This window comes from Roseovarius sp. YIN77 (assembly GCF_057219155.1).
In genome coordinates, this window is record NZ_JBXVVI010000010.1 from 89,838 (window position 1) to 104,716 (window position 14,879).

11 protein-coding genes are annotated in these 14,879 nt (G+C 55.9%); 6 read left to right on the plus strand and 5 right to left on the minus strand.

Translation table 11 applies throughout. The annotated features are described in order from the left end of the window. Window positions 1-47 precede the first annotated feature (47 nt). The 4 genes from AC2D8P_RS10520 to bcp form a co-directional block, all read right to left on the minus strand. On the minus strand, window positions 48-482 hold the full coding sequence (locus AC2D8P_RS10520) for a bactofilin family protein (protein ID WP_484702576.1): 435 nt from the start codon (window positions 480-482) through the stop codon (window positions 48-50). 55 nt (window positions 483-537) lie between these two features. After that, window positions 538-1,860, minus strand: a complete 1,323-nt coding sequence (locus tag AC2D8P_RS10525; RefSeq protein ID WP_484702577.1) for a DUF5930 domain-containing protein — start codon at window positions 1,858-1,860, stop codon at window positions 538-540. Window positions 1,861-2,029: 169 nt separating this feature from the next. Further along, window positions 2,030-2,845: a ferritin-like domain-containing protein gene (locus AC2D8P_RS10530; protein ID WP_484702579.1), complete on the minus strand. Its 816-nt coding sequence runs from the start codon at window positions 2,843-2,845 to the stop codon at window positions 2,030-2,032. After that, a complete protein-coding gene (bcp, locus tag AC2D8P_RS10535) occupies window positions 2,842-3,315 on the minus strand; it encodes a thioredoxin-dependent thiol peroxidase (protein WP_484702580.1) in 474 nt (157 codons plus the stop codon). The genes AC2D8P_RS10530 and bcp overlap by 4 nt, the downstream gene beginning before the upstream one ends. A gap of 96 nt (window positions 3,316-3,411) precedes the next feature. Between bcp and AC2D8P_RS10540 the strand changes: the two genes are divergently transcribed. The 5 genes from AC2D8P_RS10540 to lpdA all read left to right on the plus strand — a co-directional run bounded on the left by AC2D8P_RS10540 (window position 3,412) and on the right by lpdA (window position 11,322). Then, complete coding sequence (locus tag AC2D8P_RS10540; protein WP_484702581.1) at window positions 3,412-6,684, plus strand: hypothetical protein; 3,273 nt, start codon at window positions 3,412-3,414, stop codon at window positions 6,682-6,684. A 4-nt stretch (window positions 6,685-6,688) separates the two neighbouring features. Beyond that, on the plus strand, window positions 6,689-7,756 hold the full coding sequence (queA, locus tag AC2D8P_RS10545; protein ID WP_484702582.1) for a tRNA preQ1(34) S-adenosylmethionine ribosyltransferase-isomerase QueA: 1,068 nt from the start codon (window positions 6,689-6,691) through the stop codon (window positions 7,754-7,756). A 111-nt stretch (window positions 7,757-7,867) separates the two neighbouring features. Then, the gene (locus tag AC2D8P_RS10550) at window positions 7,868-9,142 is read left to right on the plus strand and encodes an MFS transporter (RefSeq protein ID WP_484702583.1); all 1,275 of its coding nucleotides are present in this window, start codon (window positions 7,868-7,870) and stop codon (window positions 9,140-9,142) included. A 71-nt stretch (window positions 9,143-9,213) separates the two neighbouring features. Next, window positions 9,214-9,789 (plus strand): DUF924 family protein, encoded by a 576-nt coding sequence (locus tag AC2D8P_RS10555; RefSeq protein ID WP_484702584.1) that lies wholly within the window; start codon window positions 9,214-9,216, stop codon window positions 9,787-9,789. A gap of 138 nt (window positions 9,790-9,927) precedes the next feature. Beyond that, window positions 9,928-11,322 carry a dihydrolipoyl dehydrogenase gene (lpdA, locus tag AC2D8P_RS10560; RefSeq protein WP_484702585.1) on the plus strand — a complete coding sequence of 465 codons (1,395 nt, stop codon included), beginning with the start codon at window positions 9,928-9,930 and terminating at the stop codon, window positions 11,320-11,322. A gap of 48 nt (window positions 11,323-11,370) precedes the next feature. Here the strand turns inward: lpdA and AC2D8P_RS10565 are convergent, their stop codons facing one another. Beyond that, on the minus strand, window positions 11,371-11,574 hold the full coding sequence (locus AC2D8P_RS10565; RefSeq protein ID WP_484702587.1) for a hypothetical protein: 204 nt from the start codon (window positions 11,572-11,574) through the stop codon (window positions 11,371-11,373). A gap of 263 nt (window positions 11,575-11,837) precedes the next feature. Here AC2D8P_RS10565 and uvrA point away from each other — a divergent pair, with 263 nt between their 5' ends. Continuing rightward, a complete protein-coding gene (gene uvrA / locus AC2D8P_RS10570; protein WP_484702588.1) occupies window positions 11,838-14,696 on the plus strand; it encodes an excinuclease ABC subunit UvrA in 2,859 nt (952 codons plus the stop codon). Window positions 14,697-14,879 lie beyond the last annotated feature (183 nt).

The following is a 14,879-nucleotide window of genomic DNA, read 5'->3' on the forward strand; positions in this document are numbered from 1 at the left end:
GGGCCCACGAAGGGCCCTCTGTTTAAGACAATCTTTGTTGCCTTAGATCAGGAAGATTTCGCTTCTGCCTTGGCGGCCGGTTTGCCGGATTGGCTGAGCGGGTCATCCTGACGTTGAACAGAGCCCTCGAAATGGGCGCCGGATTCGATTGCGATGGTCTTGTGGATGATGTCACCCTCAACGCGGGCAGTGGAGGTCAGGCGGACCTTGAGGCCACGAACGCGACCGATCACGCGGCCATTGACAACAACATCGTCAGCCATCACTTCGCCCTTGACCGTGGCGCCTTCGCCAACAATCAACATATGTGCGCGGATATCACCATCAACTTGACCTTCGACCTGGATGTCACCGGTTGTTTTGACATTGCCTTTGATGTGCAAGTCAGATGACAGGGTTGATGCTGGCGGTTTTTGCTTGGGTGCCGTATCGCGGGCCGGTGCGGCCTCTGGACGCGGTGCGGTGGTGGTTGCGCTATCCATCTTCTTTTCCGTTTCTGGGGTGTCCTGCTTGGGACCGGGTTCGTTGATTCTGCTTTTAGAAAACATCGCGTGCTGCCCTGATATATTTCATTGGGTTAACGGGGTTGCCACTCTCGCGGATTTCATAGTGTAAATGGGTCCCGGTTGAGCGTCCAGAGTTTCCCATATCACCAATCCGTTCTCCGCGCGAGACCCTTTGTCCCACCTGGACCCGAATGCGCGATAAATGGGCATATCGTGTTTCAATTCCGAAATCGTGCTGGATTTTGATCAGGCGACCATAGCCAGACTGCCAGCCGGCATGCGTCACAACACCGTCGCCGGTCGAATGGATCGCAGAGCCGTGACCCGCGGCAAAATCCGATCCGTTGTGCATCCGGCCCCAGCGTGGACCGAACCCAGACGTGAACCTGTGCGAGGTCAATACCGGCATCGAGAATGGCATCTTTTCAGCCGCGATCCGGTACATATTGATCTGGTCAAGCCGTTTCAGGATTTCCTGCGCCCGTAACGTGTCTGGGTGAGGATGTGCATGTTGGGAGTCGTGAAGTAGCGGGGTCAGTGGACCGCCGAGCCCGGAATAGTTCTGACGAATTTGATTCAGGATCTGTTCGGGGCGGTGGCCTGCGCTTTTGAACATGTCGTCCAAGGGTTCCAGCGAAACGGCGACAGCATCTTCGAGTTGTTCAAAGATGCGCGCATTTCGCTCATCGGCCAGTTCTGCCTCAAGCAGCAGGGTGGTAACACGCTCCTCAGTAGCGCTTGCCTGGGCGGTGATGTCTTCACGTTCTTGGGTTGTTGTTTCAAGCGCGCCTGCCAGAAAGTCGAGTGTCGCCTCGACATCTGCCGACCGGGTTATGCGGACATCTGCATTTTGATCTGCGTCTTCAATGTCTTGATGCAGCGCCAGCAGATCGTTTTGGGCAGCGTCACGTTCCAATATGGTTTGCCGCAGCGTGGATTGGATGACATCAATCCCTTTTTCCAGCTCTCGCCGCCGATCTTCGGACTCTAACAGCTGGGTTTGCATTTGCGATACTTCGCGCAGGGCGATTGCAAAGCGGGCCTGCGCGGCGCTGGCTTCCTGGGCGCTGCGGTTGCGTTCCAACGACATCACATTCAAGCGGTGTTCATACAATGCCTGTTCGCGTTCTGCATTATCGCGCACACCACCTGACCCGATCGCATCCATGAACAGGATGGCGCTGGCAATAATCGTCCAACCGATAAAGACCCCGCCACCGGCAAGGGCGGTCAATTGCGCAATCGGAGAGACGCGGACAAAGCGTGTATCATTATCAGAGCGCAGGAAAATGCGACGTTCAGGAAAACGGCGCTCAATCGCGGCAAGGATGATATGTCCCAGCTTTAGTCCCAAGAATTCCTGTCCCAGTTCGATCTTGTGAGTGTGTTCAACGCCGCCCTGAGCCGGAATTGCCAGATCACATTTCTGTTAACCATCTGTTTCCGTTGCTGCAAGGCATAACAACAGATGTACCGTCATTTGGCGCAATGGCGGCAAGAAATTGCCTAAGCTTCCCCTTACGTCAATGCGATTGTTCTGCCAGTGGCCAATAAAAATCGGGTGGCAGGCCAGCTTCGGCCCGTTTTTCTTCGTTGAAGGGCGGTTTTAGTGTGCTGTGAAAATAGGTGCGGACCAGATCGTGAAATACCTCTTTGGGGTCCAGATTGTGGCGACCGCATAGAAAGTGGAACCATTTTGACCCATAGGCGACATGGCCGACCTCTTCGCCATAGATGACTTCCAGTGCCTCAACGGCGGCCTCATCGCCTGCTTTGCGAAAAATGTCGATCATGCCGGGGGTGACGTCCAGACCACGGGCTTCCAACACCATAGGCACCACGGCCAGACGACCCATGAAATCCGAGGCGGTTTCTTCGGCGGCGCGCCACATGCCGGCGTGGGCGGGCAGGGCGCCATAGTGGCTATCCAGCCGATGAAGGCATTCTGTTACCAGATTGAAATGTTTTGATTCTTCGTCAGCGGCCTTGACCCAATCGTCGTAAAATCCGATCGGCATCGGGGTGTCGGAAAATCGGGCGATGATGTCCCAGTGCAGGTCCACGGCGTTCAGCTCTATATGTGCAACGGCATGAAGCAAGGCGATGCGGCCTGCTGGCGTTCCGGGGCGGCGGCGGGGCACGTCGCGGGGGCTGAGAAGTTCGGGTTTGTCTGGGCGTGCGGGAAAATCGGGGGGTGCAGTGGTGCCAATAGGCAAAGGCGTGCCAGCCTCTCGGGTCGCGAACCATTTGGCGGCGCAGTTGCGTGACAACGCGGTTTTGGCGTGTCCGTCTGCGGTCGACAGAACCGCTACTGCCATTTCAGAAAGGGTACTGGTCATGCCTCTGTCACCTGGTTCAGGACTTCGGCCACATGGCCGGGGACACGGACCTTGCGCCAGATATGTTCGATGCGGCCATCGGGGCCGATCAGAAACGTGCTGCGTTCAATGCCCATATAGGTGCGTCCGTAGTTTTTCTTTTCTGTCCAGACACCGTAGGCTTCGCACACCTGTGCTTCGGCATCAGAGGCCAAGGTGACGGCAAGGTCATGTTTGGCAATGAAATTCTCGTGCTTTTTCATCGAATCCTTTGAAATGCCGATCACCCGGCAATTTGCGGCGGCAAACGCGTCCAGATGGTGCGAGAAGGCAATCGCCTGATTGGTACATCCCGGCGTATTATCTTTGGGGTAAAAGTAAAGCACGACACGCGCTGGGCGAAGATCTGACAAGGTGATCTCGACCTCTCCAGTCGCTGGGAGCGTGAAATCCGGGGCAATTGAGCCAGGGACGAGAGTTTCTTTGGTCAATTTGGATGCTCCGTGTAGAAGGGGTTTGGAAATTGTTTTACCCTTGTCGCCAGAGAGATAAAGGGCGAAATGTCCCTTAAAGGGACCTGAGGCGCAATGGCCGACACACCGAAACAGCAAAAACAGCGAAAAGGCAGGAGTTTTGGCCTGTGGATGTTGTTGAGTCTGGCGTTTTTGGCCGTGATTGCGGCCGGTGTTCTGGCGCTTTTGTCAGGGCGTGAAATCGCTGTTCCAAATTGGGCCCTGGCGCGGGTAGAGGCGCGATTGGGCCATGCGATGGCGGGGGGACGTGCGGAAATCGGCGCTGCCAGTTTTGTCATGGGGGAGGATTGGTCGCCGAAGATTGCGCTGAATGAGGTGATGATCTGGGATGCTTCGGGCGGGGAACTGGCCGGGTTGACCGACGTGATCGTGCAGTTTTCCGGTGACAGGTTGTTGTCGGGCAAACTGCGACCGACAGATTTGAAAGTACGTGGCGTATCCTTTTCCTTGCGCCGTGAACCCGACGGACGGTTTGATCTGGCATTTGAAACAGGTTCGGGGCCTTTGGCATCCAGCGGATCGATCGCTGAAATTCTGAATGGCATCGAAGATGTGTTCAGTTCGCCCGCGCTGTCAGAGATGCGGCAAATCAGTGTTGCCGATCTGAGTTTTGAATATGAGGACGTTCAGGCCGCTCGATACTGGGTGGCGACCGATTCAGAGGCCGCGATTGTCCGCGACGATGAAAACCTGGAAATGCGGGTAAATTTCAACCTGCTTTATGGGCAAGATCAGCCTGCCGTGGGGGAAATGAGCATCACCAGCGCGTTGGACAGTTCCGCCGCGTTTCTGGCGGCGCGGGTTGAGGGGCTTCCGGCATCAGACTTTTCAACCCAGTCGGCGGCGTTGTCATGGCTATCGGTGATTGATGCCCCGGTTGACGGGGCGGTGCGGACTGAACTGGATGAGGCTGGGCAGTTGACCGCCATGAACGGTGCGCTGGAAATTGGCGATGGCGCACTGGTCCCCGGTGCAGGTGTGAATCCGGTGGGGTTTCAATCTGGCCGCGCCTATTTCAACTATGACCCGGCCCAGCAGAGGATCACATTTGACGAGCTATCCGTGACCACAGATGCGCTGTCACTGCGTGCCGAAGGCCACGGATATCTGCGGGATATTCAAAGCGGGATTCCGCAAAACTTCCTTGGGCAGTTTCGGTTTGCGGATATTACCGCCAATCCGAAGGACAGCTTTGAAGAACCCGTCACATTCGATGGCGGTGCGCTGGATTTTCGCCTGCGTTTGGATCCGTTTGACATAACCGTAGGGCAATTTGTGCTGTTGGATGGCGACACGCGTCTGATTGGTCGCGGAAATGCCGTCGCGGCACGGGACGGGTGGCAGGCCGCTGTGGATGTGGGGGTGGATGCGCTGCCGGCTGAACGGTTGCGGGTTTTGTGGCCCGCAGCCTTTGCCCCCAAGCCCCGCAAATGGGTGGTTGAGAATGTCATCAGTGGCGAAATATTGGATACCAAAGCGAATGTTCGTGTCTCTCCGGGTTCGGAGCCGCGGTTTGCGCTGTCCTTCAAGTTTCGCGATGGGGTGGTGCGCTATCTGAAAACCCTGCCCTTCGCAGAACAGGGAATTGGGTTTGCATCCATTATGGGCACGCAGTTTACGTTGCATGTCGAACAAGGGCAGGTTGTCGCCCCAAATGGGGGGATCTTGAATGCGGCTGGCACCAGTTTGACGATTGCGGATGTCACCTTGAAACCTGCGCGTATGGCGGTCGATTTGCGGGTCGCGGGTGACATACCGGCGGCGTTGTCTTTGTTGAATGAGCGCCCGTTTGAAATCATGACCCGCGCCGGGCGCGAAGTTGATCTGGCCGATGGGCAGGTCAGTGTTACGGCGGGTCTGGAATTTGATCTGATCAAAAGGTTGAAGGTCGCGGATGTCGACTACGACGTCGATGCGATCCTGCGCGATGTCCAGTCTGACAAGGTTGTCGACAATAAGATACTGACGGCAGAAACGATGCGGCTTCGCGCCACACCGGCGGGCGTTGAAATCGCCGGTGCGACGCGTTTGGGCGAATTGCCTGTTCGTGCGGCCTGGATTCAGAAGTTCGGGCCCGAACAAAAGGGGCGCTCTCGGGTCGAGGGGGCGATTGAACTGTCGCAACGTTTTCTGGATGAGTTTGGGATCGCGTTGCCGCCGGGATCGGTGGATGGATCAGCGACAGGGCGTATTGATATTGATCTTGAACGTGGTGAAGCCCCACGATTTTCGCTGGTATCGGACCTGAACCGGCTGGCGCTTCGGATTGAAGATCTGGGCTGGTCGAAAGCAGCCAATCAAACCGGCAGCCTAAAGGTGGAGGGTGTGCTGGGGCGACCCGTTTCTGTTGAATTGCTGTCGCTGGAGGCCCCGGGGCTGACTGCCGAAGGGTCGATCGCGCTCCATGATGATGGTCAGCTGGATCAGTTGAATTTCAGCAGGGTAAAGGTCGGCAACTGGCTGGATGCGCCGATTGTTTTGACCGGTCGGGGCGAAGGGCAGGGCTTGTCGGTGCTGATACCCGGTGGAACCTTTGACATGCGGGCCGAACGGGGCCGGACGTCAGAAGGGAGCGCAACAACGGGTGGTGCGATTTCAACGGCCTTTGATCAGGTGATCATTTCGGAAACGATCCGCTTGTCGGATGTTCGAGGGGATTTTACCCGTCGAGGGGGCATTCGCGGCCGGTTCAGCGCCAATGTGAATGGCCGGGCCCCGATCCAGGGGGAGCTGATCCCGCAGCCACATGGCACGGCGGTACGTATTCGCAGCAGTGATGCAGGCCGTGTGCTGGGTGCCGTTGGTGTTTTGGAGGAGGCCCGAAACGGGACGCTGGATGTCGTGCTTGTGCCGATGCAAGCCGAAGGTGTTTATGATGGGCAACTGAAGATAACTGATCAGCTGCAGGTGCATGGGGCACCGGCCTTGGCGGATTTGCTGGGCGCTATCAGTGTGATCGGGTTGTTGGAACAGATGAGCGGTTCTGGGCTGGTCTTTGGTACAGTTGATGCCCGTTTCCGCTTGACGCCGGAGCAGATGATTGTCAGCAGCGCCAGCGCTGTCGGTCCGTCGTTGGGGATCAGTATGAACGGGTATCTCAATCTGGGAACAAAGGTATTGGACATGCAGGGGGTGATTTCTCCGATCTATTTGCTCAATGGGGTTGGGGCGCTGATCAGTCGCCGGGGCGAAGGACTGTTTGGTTTTAACTTCCGATTGTCAGGGCCAACTGATGATTTGCGGACCAGCGTTAATCCATTGTCGATCCTGACACCTGGGATAATCCGCGACATCTTTCGTCGCCCGGCGCCGGAACTGACGGAGTAAACCTGTGAAACTGTCTGATTTTGATTTCGACCTGCCGGAGGATCGGATTGCGACACGGCCTGCCAGCCCGCGAACCTCTGCAAGGCTGTTACATGCGGTGGGGCGGAAGATTGAAGATCGGCACGTCTATGACCTGCCTGACATCTTGCGCCCGGGGGACAGGTTGGTTTTGAACAACACCAAAGTTATTCCCGCACGTCTGTTTGGAATGCGCCGCAGGGATGGGGCGGCGGGCAAGACAGAGGCACGGATTGACGTCACGCTGTTGGATCCGACACCAGATGGGACGTGGCGGGCGTTGGTACGGCCATTGAAAAAGCTGAATGTGGGGGAGCTGGTTCACTTCGGTGACATGCTTCATGCTGAATGCCTCGAAAAGTCTGAAGGGCAGGCCATTTTGCAGTTCAACTTGCAGGCAGAGGCATTCGATGCGGCGCTGGCAGAATGTGGTGCCATGCCGCTGCCGCCCTATATCGCGGCCAAGCGGGCGGCGGACGAACAGGACAAAACGGATTATCAAACCGTCTTTGCCCGTCATAGCGGCGCGGTGGCGGCGCCAACTGCTTCGCTGCATTTTGACGCTGAATTGTTGGCGAAAATTGCGGTCAAAGGTGTGTCCATTACCGAGGTGACGCTGCACGTAGGGGCGGGGACGTTCCTGCCGGTCAAGGTGGACGATCCGCGCGATCATAAAATGCACGCAGAGTGGGGCGAAATCAGCCCTGCCGCTGCCGAAGAAATCAACCAGACCAAGCGCGATGGTGGTCGGGTTATACCGGTGGGCACTACTGCGTTGCGGCTGATTGAATCTGCCGCGCAGGGTGTGGGCGAATTGGCGTCATGGGTGGGCGAGACGGATATTTTCATCATGCCGGGCTATCGTTTTCAGATTGCAGACGGGTTGATGACCAATTTCCACCTGCCAAAATCGACACTTATGATGTTGGTATCGGCGTTGATAGGGACAGAGGAAATTCGTGATATCTATGCCCATGCCTTGCGGCAGAATTACCGCTTTTTTTCCTATGGGGATTCATCGTTGCTGATCCCGGATACCCCTGCAAAGAAATAGTTTCACGTTTGTGCATTTGTGATCAAAACGGTGCTTGAACTGTCGCTGATGAAGGCGTAATGGCGCGCGGTTCCTGCATGATGGAATTGAATATCAACGGAAGGTCCGCAGATGATACAGGTTTTCGCGAGCGCTTGGGCGCTGTTACTGGGTATCATGCTGTTGCAGGTCGGCAATGGTATGCAATCTACCTTGTTGAGTATTCGCGGCGATCTGGCCGACTTCAGTACGTTTCATATGTCGATCGTCATGTCGGGGTATTTCGTCGGGTTCCTTGGCGGATCAAAACTGGCCCCGGAAATGATCCGCAGGGTCGGTCACGTGCGGGTTTTTGCGGCGTTGGGATCAATGGTTTCTGCCGTTTTGATCCTGTACCCCACCTTTGTTGATCCGGTCGCATGGACCTTTGGACGGATCGTGTTGGGGTTTTGCCTGTCGGGCGTCTATGTGACGGCTGAAAGTTGGTTGAACAATGCGGTCAGCAACGAAAACCGGGGCAAGGCGCTGTCGCTTTATCTGATTATGCAGATGATCGGAATTATCTCTGCGCAGGGCTTGTTGACATTGGGCGATCCGTCTGGATTTATCCTGTTCATTGTGCCTTCGGTTCTGGTTTCAATCTCTTTTGCACCCATCCTTCTGTCTGTAAGCCCGACGCCTGCGTTTCAGGCATCCAAGACCATGAAAATGAAAGAGCTGTTTCACAGCTCCCCTTTGGGGTTTGTTGGCGTTTTCTTGTTAGGTGCTGTTTTTGCTGCACAATTTGGTATGGCCGCGGTCTTTGGTACGCAAGCCGGGTTGAATGTGGGGCAAATTTCAACCTTTGTTGCGACTTTCTATATCGGGGCGATCTTGTTTCAGTATCCAATCGGTTGGATCTCTGATCGCATGGATCGCCGTCTGCTGATCGGGATCGTTGCCGGGGTTGGAACGTGTGGCGGCGTTGTCGGGTTTTTCGCCGGCGATAGCTTCCAAATTCTGCTGGTTGCGGCCGTCCTGATCGGGGGCACCACGAACCCCCTCTATGGCTTGCTGATTGCGCATGCCAATGACTTTCTGGACAATGAGGAAATGGCCTCCGCAGCCGGCACGATGGTGTTTGCCAACGGTTTGGGGGCGATTGCTGGTCCGGTGATCACAGGCTGGATCATGGGGGTCGCCGGGCCGCGCGGATTCTTCCTGTATATGTTGGTTCTGACAACGGCAATTGCAGCCTATGCTGCCTACCGGATGACACAACGCCCGTCAGTGAGCGTTGAAGACGCCTCCGCCTACGCGCTGGTGTCTGCGGGAAGTACCGCGGTGGCTATGGAAGCTGCCCAGGAATGGTCGATTGACACATCGGTGGACGAAGATGGCAACAGCTTGGAAGAAAAGAAATTTTAATGTTGTCAAAGGCTAAAAGTTTTGCAACCTTCGACTCATCTGGGGTGGTTCGCACAACGGAGGTGTGCCAGATGCAGAACCCAAATGACGTGTTGGATTTTTGGCTGAATAAAGTAGGCCCCGACAGATGGTACGCCCCTGATCCCAAGCTGGATCATTTGATCCGTGAAAAATTCCTGTCGACATGGGAAATGGCCTATGCCGGATCCCTGACCACGGAATGGACCATGCGCCCCGAAACGACATTGGCATTGCTGATCGTTTTGGACCAGTTTTCCAGAAATATGTTCCGTGGAACCGGGAAGGCGTTTTCTTCGGACAGCAAGGCCAGAATGGTGGCCAAGAAAGCGATTGAGCGAAAGTGGGATTTGCGCATCGCAGAGCCGGAGCGACAGTTTTTCTATCTGCCCTTGATGCATTCGGAATGTATCAGTGATCAGGAACGCTGTGTGCGTCTGATGCTGACCCGGATGCCGGATAGTGGGGAGGAGTATCTGATCCATGCTAAGGCGCATCGCGAAGTGATCCGGTGGTTTGGTAGATTCCCCTATCGCAATGACGCGTTGGATCGCAGCTATACCGCACCCGAGATCGAGTTTATCAAGGAAGGCGGCTATAGCGTCGCATTTCGCGCGGTAAGCGGCTGAAAAACTTAATAAATAACGAAGGATTTGACTTGTCTCGACGTGGTTCTCCGTGTCGCAGGTAAGCAATGTTGTGTCTGTTTGTAAGATAGTTTAATATCAAACTAATTTTCAAATCGACGTTCAGGTCGGAGGGAACAGATGTCAGCGAATTCATATGATATAGTGGTAATTGGGGCAGGTCCGGGTGGCTATGTTGCCGCAATTCGGGCGGCGCAAAACGGGCTGAAAGTCGCCATAGTAGAACGCGAACATCTGGGCGGGATCTGCCTGAACTGGGGTTGTATCCCAACCAAAGCGTTGCTGCGATCATCCGAAGTGTTTCACCTGATGCACCGGGCCAAAGAGTTCGGTCTGAAGGCGGACAATGTTGGCTATGATCTGGATGCGGTGGTGAAGCGGTCACGCAAGGTGGCGGGACAACTGTCGGGCGGCATTGGCCACCTGATGAAGAAAAACAAAATCACCGTCGTCATGGGCGCGGCAACACTCCCGGCTAAGGGCAAGGTCAGCGTCAAAACCGATAAAGGGACAGAGGAACTGACCGCCCAGTCCATTATCCTAGCGACAGGTGCACGCGCCCGCGAATTGCCGGGGCTGGAGGCTGACGGTGATTTGGTCTGGACCTATAAACACGCGTTGCAACCGCCACGCATGCCCAAGAAGCTGCTGGTGATCGGGTCCGGCGCAATTGGGATTGAATTTGCCTCTTTCTACAACACGTTGGGGGCTGACACGACAGTGGTCGAAGTGATGGACCGCGTGCTGCCGGTGGAGGATGCCGAAATCAGTGCCTTCGCCAAGAAGCAATTCGTCAAGCAAGGCATGAAGATCATGGAGAAAGCCATGGTCAAGCAACTGGACCGCGGTAAGGGCAAGGTCACCGCCCATATCGAGGTCGGCGGCAAGGTTGAAAAGCAGGAGTTTGACACGGTCATTTCTGCCGTCGGTATTGTCGGGAATGTCGAGGGCTTGGGGCTGGAAGCCCTGGGCGTCAAGATTGACCGCACCCATGTGGTGACGGATGCGTTCTGCAGGACGGGTGTGGACGGTCTGTATGCCATCGGTGACATTGCCGGGGCACCTTGGCTTGCGCATAAGGCCAGCCACGAGGGCGTGATGGTCGCCGATCTGATTGCGGGCAAACATGCACATCCGGTGAAACCGGAATCAATTGCCGGGTGCACCTATTGCCATCCTCAAGTGGCCAGCGTGGGCTATTCAGAGGCCAAGGCCAAAGAGTTGGGCTATGATATCAAGGTTGGCCGGTTCCCCTTTATCGGTAATGGCAAGGCGATTGCATTGGGGGAACAGGAAGGCATGATCAAGACTGTTTTTGACGCCAAAACCGGTGAGTTGCTGGGCGCCCATATGATCGGGGCCGAGGTAACGGAACTGATCCAGGGCTATGTGGTGGGTCGCCAACTGGAAACCACCGAGGAAGATCTGATGAACACCGTCTTCCCGCATCCAACCCTGTCAGAAATGATGCATGAGGCCGTTCTGGATGCTTATGGTCGCGTGATCCATATGTAGAAAAAGGCCCGCAACTGCGGGCTTTTTTGGGAACTTCGAATTGCCAATCTATTTCAGGCCCGGTTCGGGGGCTTCTGGATGTGCAGGCAGGATTTCCGGCAAGGATAGCGACGCGATCAAACGGTTTCGCAACTGTTTCAGGCTGAAATGGGGGATAGAGCGCAAGCGGGGGTAATCCACGTATCTTCCTCTGTCTGGTGCACGCAGTGGCAAGAGGTTTTGCATCGGTATTTCAGGCTCTGTCATGGACATTTCGGGTTTTCCTTTGTGGACTGATTGGTGGTGACACAAGCAGACCTAAGGAAGACAGCTCATCAGAACTTGAAGCATTCATGGGGGAAATCTGTGGCTGGCTTGGGAAATCATGTTGGCGGGCGCAAATGGCGGGAAATTCTGGTTGGGGCGTGTCATTTTCTGTCAGTAGGCGGATAATTGTTCTTATTATGTTCTCACTTTTCGGTTGGAGACTCAGGCCGCATCCACTATCTGTTAACGGATGAGATGCAGGGGCAATTATGGCCGAGTTGAAAAAGATCGAGGTGCGCGGCGCGCGCGAGCATAACCTGAAGTCGATTGACGTGGACATTCCGCGTGATGAGCTGGTGGTGATCACTGGCCTATCGGGGTCGGGCAAATCATCCCTGGCCTTTGACACGATCTATGCAGAGGGGCAGCGGCGCTATGTCGAAAGCCTGTCGGCCTATGCCCGGCAGTTTTTGGATATGATGGAAAAGCCCGATGTGGATCACATCACGGGGCTAAGCCCGGCGATTTCCATCGAGCAGAAAACCACCAGCAAGAATCCTCGGTCGACCGTGGGCACTGTGACAGAAATTTACGACTATCTGCGGTTGCTGTTTGCGCGGGCGGGCACACCCTACAGCCCTGCCACCGGCAAACCGATCGAGGCGCAGCAAGTGCAGGATATGGTCGATCGCGTGATGACCATGGAGGAGGGCACGCGTGCCTTTCTGTTGGCCCCGATTGTGCGTGATCGCAAAGGCGAATATCGCAAGGAATTTGCAGAGCTGCGCAAGCAAGGATTTCAGCGGGTTAAGGTTGATGGCGAATTTTATGAGCTGGACGAGCCGCCCACGTTAGACAAGAAGTTCCGGCACGATATCGATGTTGTGGTGGACCGCTTGGTGGTGCGAGAGGGGATGGAAACCCGGCTGGCAGACAGCTTTCGCACAGCTCTGGATTTGGCGGATGGTATAGCGGTGCTGGAAACGGCACCACGCGAGGGCGATCCGGAACGAGTTACCTTCAGCGAAAATTTTGCCTGTCCCGTATCGGGGTTCACGATATCCGAGATTGAACCGCGGTTGTTTTCGTTTAACGCGCCCTTTGGGGCGTGTCCGTCTTGTGATGGGCTTGGCGTCGAGCTTTTCTTTGATGAGCGGTTGGTGGTGCCAGATGCGACTTTGCGATTGTATGACGGGGCCTTGGCGCCGTGGCGGAAGGGTAAATCCCCGTATTTCCTGCAAACCATAGAGGCGATTGCCCGGCATTTCGAATTTGACAAGAACACGCCGTGGAAGAACCTGCCTGCGCATGTGCAACAGGTATTCCTGTACGGGTCGGGTGAGGAAGAGATCAAGTTTCGTTATGACGATGGCGGGCGGGTTTATGAGGTCACGCGCCAGTTCGAGGGCGTGATCCCCAATATGGAACGCCGCTACCGCGAAACAGACAGCAACTGGATCCGCGAGGAATTTGAGCGTTATCAGAACAATCGGCCCTGTGGGGATTGTGGCGGTTTCCGGCTGCGCGATGAGGCGCTGGCTGTGAAAATCGCCGGTCTGCATGTGGGCGAACTGGTGCAGATGTCGATCCGGGAGGCCTTGACCTGGATCGAAACCGTGCCGGAGCATTTGACCGCGCAGAAAAACGAAATCGCCCGTGCAATCCTGAAAGAAATTCGCGAACGGCTGGGGTTTCTGAACAATGTCGGGTTGGAATATCTGACGCTAAGCCGTAATTCCGGCACCTTGTCGGGGGGCGAAAGCCAGCGGATCAGGCTGGCGAGCCAGATCGGATCGGGCCTGACCGGGGTTTTGTATGTGCTGGATGAGCCGTCGATTGGTTTGCATCAACGCGACAACGGGCGGCTGTTGACGACGCTGAAAAACCTGCGCGATCAGGGCAATACGGTGATCGTGGTTGAACATGATGAAGAGGCCATTCGCACCGCCGATTATGTATTGGATATTGGTCCCGGCGCCGGGGTGCACGGTGGGCGGATCATTGCCCGCGGGACACCGGATGATATCGCGGCGGAGCCTGCCTCTATCACCGGGCAATATCTGACCGGGATGCGCGAAATCGCGATCCCAGCCACCCGCCGCAAAGGCAATGGCAAAGTCGTGGAGGTGCGCAAGGCCACGGGCAACAACCTGAAAAAGGTGAATGCCAAATTCCCGCTGGGCAAGTTTTTATGCGTGACAGGTGTGTCTGGCGGCGGAAAATCGACCCTGACGATTGAGACCCTGTTCAAAACCGCCTCGATGCGGCTGAATGGGGCCCGCCAAACGCCAGCACCCTGTGAAACCATCCGCGGGCTGGAACATCTGGACAAGGTGATCGATATCGACCAGCGCCCCATTGGACGTACGCCACGATCAAACCCTGCGACCTATACCGGGGCCTTTACCCCGATCCGCGATTGGTTCGCTGGCCTGCCAGAGGCGAAGGCGCGGGGGTATAAACCGGGGCGGTTCAGTTTCAATGTCAAGGGCGGGCGATGTGAGGCCTGCCAGGGCGACGGTGTGATCAAGATCGAAATGCATTTCTTGCCCGACGTCTATGTGACCTGTGAGACCTGCAAGGGCGCACGGTATAACCGCGAAACATTAGAGGTGACGTGGAAGGGAAAATCCATCGCGGATGTGCTGGATATGACGGTTGAGGATGCGCAGGAGTTTTTCAAGGCGGTGCCGTCGATCCGCGACAAGATGGATGCGCTGATGCGCGTCGGGCTGGGCTATGTCAAAGTTGGCCAGCAGGCGACGACGCTGTCAGGGGGCGAGGCGCAGCGCGTGAAGCTGTCGAAAGAGCTGTCGAAACGATCCACAGGTCGGACGCTCTATATTCTGGACGAACCAACCACCGGTTTGCATTTTGAAGATGTGCGTAAGCTATTGGAAGTTCTGCATGAATTGGTCGATCAGGGCAATTCAGTTGTGGTGATCGAACACAATCTGGACGTGGTCAAAACCGCCGACTGGATCATTGATATTGGCCCAGAGGGCGGCGATGGCGGGGGTGAGATTGTGGCCACCGGTACGCCAGAGAAGGTCGCCCAAGAGCCCCGCAGCCATACCGGGCGGTATCTGAAAGAGATGCTGGAAGCGCGGAAAGTGGCGGCGGAATAGGGGGCTGTATTACGTCGGTGTAGCGTCGGTATTGCGACGTTGGGGAAATTGGGTGGAAGTCTGCTTTGCGGGTGCGGATTCAACGGATCGCCGCAACACACTGCTCGAACTTCTCTGCCGGCGTCTTGTATTGCAAGGTTTTTCGTGGCCGCTCGTTAAGCTGCCGTGCGACGGCGCTGAGTT

What these genes read in the sequence shown, in the direction of transcription:
- AC2D8P_RS10520 (WP_484702576.1), bottom strand. Translation starts at nt 482, where the DNA reads ATGGATAGCGCAACCACCACCGCACCGCGTCCAGAGGCCGCACCGGCC.
- AC2D8P_RS10530 (WP_484702579.1), bottom strand. Translation starts at nt 2,845, where the DNA reads ATGACCAGTACCCTTTCTGAAATGGCAGTAGCGGTTCTGTCGACCGCA.
- AC2D8P_RS10540 (WP_484702581.1), top strand. Translation starts at nt 3,412, where the DNA reads ATGGCCGACACACCGAAACAGCAAAAACAGCGAAAAGGCAGGAGTTTT.
- AC2D8P_RS10550 (WP_484702583.1), top strand. Translation starts at nt 7,868, where the DNA reads ATGATACAGGTTTTCGCGAGCGCTTGGGCGCTGTTACTGGGTATCATG.
- AC2D8P_RS10555 (WP_484702584.1), top strand. Translation starts at nt 9,214, where the DNA reads ATGCAGAACCCAAATGACGTGTTGGATTTTTGGCTGAATAAAGTAGGC.
- lpdA (WP_484702585.1), top strand. Translation starts at nt 9,928, where the DNA reads ATGTCAGCGAATTCATATGATATAGTGGTAATTGGGGCAGGTCCGGGT.
- AC2D8P_RS10565 (WP_484702587.1), bottom strand. Translation starts at nt 11,574, where the DNA reads ATGTCCATGACAGAGCCTGAAATACCGATGCAAAACCTCTTGCCACTG.
- uvrA (WP_484702588.1), top strand. Translation starts at nt 11,838, where the DNA reads ATGGCCGAGTTGAAAAAGATCGAGGTGCGCGGCGCGCGCGAGCATAAC.